11 protein-coding genes and 1 tRNA gene are annotated in these 8739 nt (G+C 38.6%); 6 read left to right on the top strand and 6 right to left on the bottom strand.

What is annotated here, in order from left to right; translation table 11 throughout:
- Positions 1-80: 80 nt before the first annotated feature.
- From QMD82_07415 to QMD82_07395, 5 genes are all read left to right on the top strand, one after another.
- Positions 81-578: a metallophosphoesterase gene (locus QMD82_07415; GenBank protein MDI6851742.1), complete on the top strand. Its 498-nt coding sequence runs from the start codon at positions 81-83 to the stop codon at positions 576-578.
- Between the two features lies 1 nt (position 579).
- Positions 580-653, top strand: a tRNA-Arg gene (locus tag QMD82_07410).
- A gap of 12 nt (positions 654-665) precedes the next feature.
- The gene (locus QMD82_07405; protein MDI6851741.1) at positions 666-1784 is read left to right on the top strand and encodes an aminotransferase class V-fold PLP-dependent enzyme; all 1119 of its coding nucleotides are present in this window, start codon (positions 666-668) and stop codon (positions 1782-1784) included.
- A complete protein-coding gene (locus tag QMD82_07400; GenBank protein MDI6851740.1) occupies positions 1771-2946 on the top strand; it encodes a DegT/DnrJ/EryC1/StrS aminotransferase family protein in 1176 nt (391 codons plus the stop codon). Before QMD82_07405 ends, QMD82_07400 begins: the two co-directional genes overlap by 14 nt.
- Complete coding sequence (locus QMD82_07395) at positions 2943-3512, top strand: manganese efflux pump (protein ID MDI6851739.1); 570 nt, start codon at positions 2943-2945, stop codon at positions 3510-3512. Before QMD82_07400 ends, QMD82_07395 begins: the two co-directional genes overlap by 4 nt.
- A 1-nt stretch (position 3513) precedes the next feature.
- Here the strand turns inward: QMD82_07395 and QMD82_07390 are convergent, their stop codons facing one another.
- Genes QMD82_07390 through QMD82_07370 form a run of 5 tightly spaced genes read right to left on the bottom strand, consistent with a single transcriptional unit; the run spans position 3514 to position 7743 of the window.
- On the bottom strand, positions 3514-4710 hold the full coding sequence (locus QMD82_07390; protein ID MDI6851738.1) for a polysaccharide biosynthesis protein: 1197 nt from the start codon (positions 4708-4710) through the stop codon (positions 3514-3516).
- Positions 4700-5560, bottom strand: a complete 861-nt coding sequence (gene rfbD / locus QMD82_07385; protein ID MDI6851737.1) for a dTDP-4-dehydrorhamnose reductase — start codon at positions 5558-5560, stop codon at positions 4700-4702. The genes QMD82_07390 and rfbD overlap by 11 nt, the downstream gene beginning before the upstream one ends.
- Positions 5557-6120 (bottom strand): dTDP-4-dehydrorhamnose 3,5-epimerase, encoded by a 564-nt coding sequence (rfbC, locus tag QMD82_07380; protein MDI6851736.1) that lies wholly within the window; start codon positions 6118-6120, stop codon positions 5557-5559. Before rfbC ends, rfbD begins: the two co-directional genes overlap by 4 nt.
- Positions 6121-6155: 35 nt before the next feature.
- Positions 6156-6929 carry a ribonuclease H-like domain-containing protein gene (locus QMD82_07375; GenBank protein MDI6851735.1) on the bottom strand — a complete coding sequence of 258 codons (774 nt, stop codon included), beginning with the start codon at positions 6927-6929 and terminating at the stop codon, positions 6156-6158.
- Entirely contained in the window at positions 6904-7743 is an 840-nt protein-coding gene (locus QMD82_07370) for a tetratricopeptide repeat protein (protein ID MDI6851734.1), read from the bottom strand. Before QMD82_07370 ends, QMD82_07375 begins: the two co-directional genes overlap by 26 nt.
- A 90-nt stretch (positions 7744-7833) precedes the next feature.
- Between QMD82_07370 and QMD82_07365 the strand changes: the two genes are divergently transcribed.
- Complete coding sequence (locus tag QMD82_07365; GenBank protein MDI6851733.1) at positions 7834-8331, top strand: ferritin; 498 nt, start codon at positions 7834-7836, stop codon at positions 8329-8331.
- 116 nt (positions 8332-8447) lie between these two features.
- On the opposite strand, the gene QMD82_07360 is transcribed toward QMD82_07365, so the two are convergent.
- On the bottom strand, positions 8448-8739 hold a 292-nt coding region (locus QMD82_07360; GenBank protein ID MDI6851732.1), incomplete at its 5' end, for a copper oxidase.

Genomic DNA, 8739 nt, shown 5'->3' with positions numbered 1-8739 from the left:
GGTAGAAAAAGAAAGAGAAAAAAGATTAAAAAGCATAAACTAAAAAAGAGAAGGAAAAGAGACAGGCATAAAAAGAAATAATGAAGATATTGATCCTATCGGATACGCACATTCCACATAGGGCTAAGCAGTTACCAAAAGAGGTTACAGATGAGATTCTGACTTGTGATGCGATAATACACGCTGGGGACTTTACATCTCTTAGTTTTTATCAGGATCTACAGCTATTGAAGAAACCATTTTATGCAGTTAGAGGCAATATGGATGATGACGAACTTTATTCTTTACTTCACGAAACGCTCGTTTTTTCGTTAGAGGGGTTGAATATCGGACTTTATCATGGAATTGGTGCTCCGTGGGGAATTGAGAAAAAAGTGCTGGAAAAATTTAAAGAAGCAGCGGATCTGAATCTAATAATTTTTGGACATTCGCATAAACCAATGAAAAAAGAAGAGAATGGTATAATTCTGTTTAACCCGGGTTCGCCGACGGATACCATATTCGCACCAAGACGTTCCTATGGTATATTGGAAGTAAAAGAGGGCAAGATTTTAAGGTTAGATCATGTGTTTTTGTAATGCGCCCGTAGCTCAACTGGATAGAGCGTTGGCCTCCGGAGCCAAAGGTTGGGGGTTCAAGTCCCCCCGGGTGCATGGTTTTGATATTTGAAAAACTTTGAAGATTACAGATCTTATTTTCCCATAACTGAAAATTACATCTACTTTAATCATGCCAGCACAGCCCCTCTCAATACATATTCTTTGAAAAAAACTGAGAAGTATCTGAGAATTCTTCAAAACGAGGGTGAAGTGGGCTGGGATTTGCTCCAGGAGATTTCAGAGAATACAAGGGGTTATGTGGCTGAACTTCTGAAAGTTAGGCCCTTTGAAATTGCCTTTGTTCAAAATACATCAATGGGTATTAATTTGCTAATAGAATCAATTAATTGGAAACCTAATGATGAAGTTGTTCTGGTGGGTTATTTTCCTGCCCTTCTCTATCCTTTCAGGTATAATAGATACGGGATTAAAGTGATAGAGGTAAATGAAGATAAGTTTGAAGAAGCGATCGGGCCACGGACAAAGTTGGTTGCGGTAGAATGGATTGATTATTTTTCAGGAAAAAGGTTTGATCTTGAGAAGCTCTGTAGATTGAAAAATAAATATAATTTTTTTATCCTTGTTGACGCGATTCAAGGGTTGGGAGCTGTTCCCCTTTACCCAAAGGAGTTTTCAATAGATTTTTTAGTTGCCGGTGCTTCGAAATGGCTTTTAGGGCCACAGGGGGTTGGAATATTATACGTGGATCAGGATAGCTTTCACAAACTTTCTAAGGGTTTTATTGGATGGCTTTCCTGTCCATGGGGTGGTTTTTCCGATTTTTCCGATTTACCTGACCCTTATGACGATGCGAGAATTTTTGAAACCGGTACCAGAAACTACTGGGGGCTTTCATATTTATGTGGAAACTTAGAGATGATATTGGAGATTGGTGTGGAAAGGATTTACCAGCGTTTAAAGAAATTCCTTGATATTTTATTTGAGGAGTTAACTTTTGCAGAAATTTTAACTCCATCAGATAATGCAAGGCGCGGGAGTATATTTACCTTCAGATTATTTAATATACCTTCAGCGGAACTTTATCTTACCCTCACAGAAGAAGATATTAAAACATCTTTGCGCAATGGGTTTATAAGGGTTTCCCCTCATTTTTATAACACTGAGGAAGAAATCAGGATCCTTGTGAGTCTTTTAAAAAGGGTAAAAGAAAATGGAAAGGGTTAGCTTTTATAAGGCTGATATAACAGAACTTGAGAAAAATTTGGTAGAAAATGTGCTTGAGTCAAAGATTTTGACCGCGGGGCCATTCATATGGAGGTTTCAAGAAGAGGTGCGTAAATATTTAAAGGCTCGTTATTTCCTTGCAACGTCCAGTGGCTTTTCGGCTTTGCACATAGCCATTAGGGTTTTAGGATGGGGGGTGGGCGACGAGGTTATACTATCACCACTTGTTCATGTTGGTGTACCTAATACCCTTTGTTCTGAAGGTGTTGGGATTCAGCCAGTGGATGTTGAAAAGGACCGACTCACTCTTGACCCTGAAAAGGTTAGAGAATTTATTGCAAAAAACTATGAGCCAAAGAATGGCAAGTTAAAAAATAAGTTAACGGGAAAGGTTTTAAGAGGGATTATCCTGTATCACCTTTATGGCATTCCATGCAACATTAAAGAATTTTTGAAACTTAAGGAAGAGTTTGAGTTGGAACTCCTTGAAGTTTGCTGGGAAAGCTTCGGAAGTTCTTTTAAGTTTTCAGATGGAGATGTCCTTACTGGCGTGGTAGGAGATGTTGGTGTTTTTAGCTTTGCAAGATATGGTGCGATTAATGTAGGGGAAGGTGGTGGTGTTGCTTTTAAGAGTGAGAAGCATTACAAAATGGGTGAAAGTCTTCGCTATTATGGAGTACCTATCGAGTATGTGAAATATCAACCGATTTTGAGTGGGTATAATTACAATCTGGACGAGGTTTCCAGTGCCATTGGGCTTGGACAGATGATGAGGGTTTCTGAAATCTTGAGTAAGAGAGAAAGGGTTTACGAGTTTTACAGGAAGGAATTCAAGGGAGTGGAGGAGGTAAAAATTGTGGAGGCGCCTATTGATTCAGAGGTTTCCTGGTACAGTATCGTTGTTATTCTACCTGAGAAAGTGGATAGAGATGGCATCATTAAGCGTTTAATGGAGGCAGGTATACCTTCCAAAGTGTTTTATCCATTATTTACTGACCTTATGCTCTACTGTGAAAACTGTAAAGTTATCGAACCCTCTGAATTGCATGTCGCAAAGAGTATTGCAAAACGTTTATTGTCCTTGCCCTTTTATGGAGATCTTGCGGAGAGCGAAGTTTCTTATGTGGTGGATTCTCTGCAAGAGGCCTTAACTGCTAAATGAAAGAAATCCTATACTTTTTGCTACTCATTCTTTCTATTAATCTCGATTGTTTTGCATCATCGGTAACGGAAGGTTTCCTTATAAAATCGCGAAATTTTAGAAAATTTTTTCAGATTGGCTTAGCTTTTGGGACTGTCCAAGCTCTATTTTTCCTTGTTGGTTTTTTAAGTGGAAAAGTTTCAGCTACTTGGATTGCTTCCTTTGACCACTGGGTTGCTTTTATAATACTGCTTGCAATAGGTGTTCATATGATAATTGAAGAATTTCAGCGAGAAAAGGAAAAAGAGGGGTTTTCCGACGACTTTAAGACTTTAATTGGCGTAGCTATGGCTGTAAGCATAGATGCTCTTGCAATTGGGCTTGTAACTTCCATTCTCTTCAAGGCTCTTGTCATGTTTGCTTTACTTGTTTTTCTCCTCACCTTTATTATAAGCTTTACGGGGGTTGCACTTGGGGCAAGATTTTCAAGACTTGCAAGTAAAATAAAGTATTCTCAGGCAATAGGAGGAGTTATTTTAATTTTAATTGGCCTAAGGATTCTTCTTGAACACCTTGGTGTTATTTGATTTACATCCTGTCGTCAAGGTATTTTCCAGTGTCAATGTGATTGAATTCAGGCAGATGTAGTTGAAAAAGATTTTTGATATCGTCTCTTGACCAATTTTTATTCTCCAGCAACCTTTTCAGCCCTTCAATTATTTGGGATGATTTAGTATACGCTTGTGTATCTTCCGGAAGTACGACTATAAGGTTTTCAAATCTTTTACTGTCTATCTTTTCAGTCGCCGAATAGAGCTCTTCTATTTCCTTTTCTCCCGTCGTATCTGGTGGTGATAGGTAGACAGGCCACATCTTTGCTTTTACTAATTCACTAAGTCTGAATTTTGCTTCCCTTTCGTCTTCTGTGAAGAATGGTTCAAATCCATAATGGGAGAGGAGATTTACAGCAATATCAACGAGAGTAACAGGTTTAAGTTTTTCCAGTTTCATGGTAAAAATCTCACCAGAATTTGCAAAGAGTGTAGTGAAAATGCACAGGAAAGCAGATTCCTCGAGGGTGATAAAATATCTCTTTATTTTGCGGGGGACAGAAATGGGCTGATTTTTTTCAATCCTTTTCAAGAAACTCCACAGAAGGCTTCCTTCGGAGAATGCAACGTTGACAAAGCGGGCAGATGATACGTGTAGATCGTCTTTTTTTGAAATAAGTAATAGTTCCATTACTCTCTTTGAGGCTCCCATTAAACTGGCAGGCTTTACTGCCTTATCGGTGGAGACTGAGAAGAATCGCCTGATACCTTTTTGAAGCAGAAGTTCCATTAGAAGTTCGACATTAAGGATGTTTACTCTTATCATTCTCATAAGCGTGTATGGATCTTTTTCACTACGCACGTGTTTTAGCGCAGAAAGGTTGAGAACAAAATCGTATGGGGATTGGTTCATAAAGAAGTGATGAAATTCAGTTGAACCCACATCGAGAACGTAGGTTTTGAGTTCTCCCCCAAAATTGACGTTAGAACTTCTTATTTCCCTTACAAGCTCAGCAAGGTTGTTTTCATTTATATCGACTACATGTATTTTCTTTGCTTTCAATTGAACTAACTCTTTTACCACGCTCCTGCCAATACTTCCTCCCCCACCGATTATCATAAAGGAAGCTTTTTCTACTTCCTTCGAAATTGAATTTTTATATTTGGATCGTTCTTCATCAAAAAGAGGATTCTCTCTTTCAATAATTTTTAAAGTATCGAAGTCATGAAACATTTTTTATTTCTCGAAGTTTTTTTATAAATCGTTTGACAGCATCTCTCCAATCTGGCATGATGAAACCGGTTTCCTCAGTAAACTTTGAAGTGTCAAGTGCTGTAAAAAGTGGTCTTTTTGCAAGTGAAGGGAAATCTTCAGTCTTTGCAGGAAGTAGCTCGCCTTCCCATCCCCAGTTTTTGAGAATCGCTTCCGCCCATTCGTACCTTGAACAATAGCCACTATTAGCCACATGGTATAAACCGAATTTACCTTTTAAAATCAGTTCTATGATGCCTTTTGCGGAGTCAATGGTGTATGTGGGAGAATTGACTTGATCTGTTGCCACCTTTATGACTTTATTTTGCGACGCCATTTCAATTAACTTAAGCGGAAAGTTTGTCTTTCCGAATCCGAAAACCCAACTTACTCTTATGAGAAAGTATCTCTTTGCAATCTCTTGAACAAAGATTTCACCTTGCAATTTACTTTTTCCATATGTATTTATCGGATTTGGGAGATCTATTGTAGTATATGGAGCCCCTTTCTTGCCGTCAAAAACGTAATCTGTGCTGAAATGAACCAATATTGAAGAATATTTGTTAGCAAGTTCTGCAAGATTTTTTACGGCAAAAGCATTTACTTGGAAGGCTATTTCGGGTTCCTCTTCGGCCTTATCTACCTTGTTGTAAGCGGTGGCATTGATAATTACGTCAGGTTTAAAAACCCTTATGGTTTCTTCAACTTTAACATAATCGGTAATGTCGATCTCTTCATGAGAAAATCCAGAAACCTCAAAGTTTCTTTCCATTAGATTTTTTATAAGTTCTTTTCCCAGCTGTCCCTTTGAGCCAAAGACAAGGAATTTCATTTTTCGTAATAATAAAAGTCTATATCCGCATTTGCAAGTGGAGGTAGTTTGCTGTCTTTTTCTGACAGAATTGGGTCTTTAATAGGCCAATCTATCCCTATTTCAGGATCATTCCAAATTATACCTCTTTCGTTCTCTCTGTCGTAAAAAGCGGAGGTCTTATATAATACTGTTGCTGTTTCACTAAGAGCGCAAAATCCGTGAGCGAAACCTTCTGGTATGAAGAGCTGTAATCTATTTGTACTGGATAAAATGACTCCTATCCACTTACCGAAGGTTGGAGATCCCTTTCTAATGTCCACTGCTACATCAAAGATTTCACCATGAACCACTTGGACGAGTTTTGCCTGAGCGGATGGCCTTTTTTGAAAATGGAGCCCCCGTAGAACTCCTTTTTTAGAAAAGGAGAGATTATCTTGCACGAAATGTACACCGAGGATATCGTAATATATGTTTTCCTTGAAGATTTCCATAAAGTACCCACGGTGGTCTTGGAAGGCTTTTGGTTCAATAAGAACCACTCCCGGCAATTCCAAGTTATAAAACTTGAAGTTTTCCATGTTTTAAATTATAGACCATTATCTTCGTTGTTTGCTTAGCTATTCAAGAAAAGACTTTTTCTTATTTTGAACAGCAGTTTAAAGGTGGTAATCAAATCATAAAGGTTATGCCTCGATATGATTTTTAAATATTTTTCGTCTCTCCTGTTCTTATAAAGTTTTATTAGGGAGGGCAAAAGACCCGATGGGACATCGAATTCTCTGTAGATTTCCATAAGGTTATTTTCAAGCACGGAAAGCTTTTTTGACCCATAGGAGTCTTTCCATATGTACCTTGCGAGTAAAAGAATGTCGAGGTGAAATTTGGGCTCTATGTATTCCAGATTGTGAAGCTCACAACGTCTTTTTACGAAGGGGAGATCAAAAGTAGTTCCGTTAAAGGTTAGAATTTTATATTTTTCGAAATGCTCTATAACCCATTTGAGGAGCGTTTTTTCCTTTTTTAAAGTCCTTGCAATAAATTGAACAGCGATCGCCTTTTCCTTTTCGGGAATGAGAAAACCGGCAAGGAAAATTTGCCCATCGGGAGAAAGGCCGCCCGTTTCTATATCAAAAATAGCGAGGTTTTTGTAAGATGACCTGTGTAGTTCTTCGAGCATTTTGAACTTTTGTATGGTTTTTCCATGATTTTCCAAACTACGGAAGTCAACCTCATAATTAGCTGAAGAAAAGGGAATATCGACTATGAACTTTATTAGATGAAATCCTTTTCCTTGCTCAACTTCGGTAATTTCTAAAAATCTCTCACCTTGGGTTCTTTCTAAGATTTCTAAGACAAGCGAATCAATTTGACCTTTCCGAATTCTCATCAGGTTTAATGAGTTTTAGGATGGTGTCTGTTTCCCTTTGCGCTTCTTGGTATTTTCCCAATTTAAAATAGATATTACTTAGTATTGCGTGGTATACCGCGTTTTCGGGTTCCAATTCGATTGCCTTTTTTATTTCTTCCTCTGCATCTTCGTACTTTTCAAGGTCGTAATAGATTAAACTGAGGTCAGCATGAGCCTTAGAGAAAGTAGGATTAATTTCCGTGGCCTTGTAAAGTTCCTTCAAGCACTCTTCAACCTCACCCTTTTCATAAAGCATCATAGCAAGGTTGTCATAGTATTCAGCTTCCATGGGATTTAATTCAATGGCTTTTTTTATGGTTTCTATGGCTAAGTCGATTTGTTCATTTTGGAAATAACTTAAAGCCAAATTGTTAAGGATAATGGGATCAAAGGGCTCAAATTCCACAGCCTCTTTATAGAATTCTATCGCCTTTTCAAAATTTTCCATGTCGTAGTAAAGATCTCCAAGGTCAGCACTTACGTTCATTGCCCCTTTAAGGGTGTCCTTAACACGAAGCAATTCTTTTTCGGCTTCTTCTAAATTTCCAAGTCTGTATAAGGCAATGCCTCTGTAATAATTGCAAAATGGATCTTCCGAGAGCTGGATTGCTTGGTCTAAGTATTTTATTGCATTGACGTACTCTTCAAGGTCTATAAGAAGAATAGCAAAGTCTCTTAGAATGATGGGAGAATGCGGATCTTCTTCAAGGGCTTTGTGAAAGTAAATTTTAGCTTCAACCAGTTTTCCATGCTGATGAAGCTCTTTTGCCAGTTCGTAATTCAAGTTTGCCATTGCTCAATTTTAGAGTTAGAGGTGTGAAAAAACAAAGTTTGAATTTGTTTCATTATCGGATTAAAATTAAGTCGCAACAGGAGGTAAGAAATGTTAAGCAAAAACTTAGAGGAAGCACTTAACAAGCAGGTGAATGAGGAACTCTTTTCAGCCTATCTGTACCTTTCCATGGCTGTGTATTTTGCTGATAAGAATCTAATGGGGTTTTACCACTGGTTGTATGTTCAATACCACGAAGAACTGGAACATGCGGAAAAGTTCATTCATTATATAATTGAGAGAGGCGGACGAGTAAAATTATCTCAAATAAAAGAGCCTCAATTTGAATGGAAAGATCCGGTAGATGCCTTCAAAGCAGTATTAGAACATGAAAGATACATTACCAGCAGAATTAATGAGTTGGTGGACCTGGCAGAGAAGGAAAAGGATAGAGCGACTTTTTCAATGTTACAGTGGTTTGTAAATGAGCAGGTAGAAGAGGAAGCCAACGCATCAGAAATTCTTGCTAAACTTGAGATGGTTGGCGATAGTAAAAATGGTTTGCTGATGATTGATAGAGAGCTGGCTCAGAGGGAAGACAAAGAATAAGAGAGTCAAAAAGGAAGATTTAATAAACAACTTTTAGGAGCTTTTCGTGTTTTCTGTTAGTTTGCAGATTTTTCTTGTAATTGCATTAGGTTTTATTTTTCGGCATTTGGGTATTTTTAAAGCAGGTGATATGTATGGACGTCGAGGATGGGCGGGGTCGTGAGGTATAGACCGAGGTTCACAAGCGTAATGTATAGTTCGTCGCCAATTTCCATGTCTATTCTCGGCGAGGGGATTACCGCTTTGCCTCTGAGCGCGTCGAGGTTTGCCGGAACGGTGATATCGAATTGGGGGTTCACTATTGTAGGTGGGCCTGTTGGTACCCCGAACGCCAACGGCTGAACCTTGAATAGTCCCCCGACGAAGCCGAAGATGTAGACCTTCCGACGAGGCTCGGTTCCCGTCGGG

Source organism: bacterium, assembly GCA_030019025.1.
Lineage (GTDB): Bacteria > Hydrothermota > Hydrothermia > UBA1063 > UBA1063 > UBA1063.
This window is presented reverse-complemented; position numbering and strand designations above follow the sequence as displayed.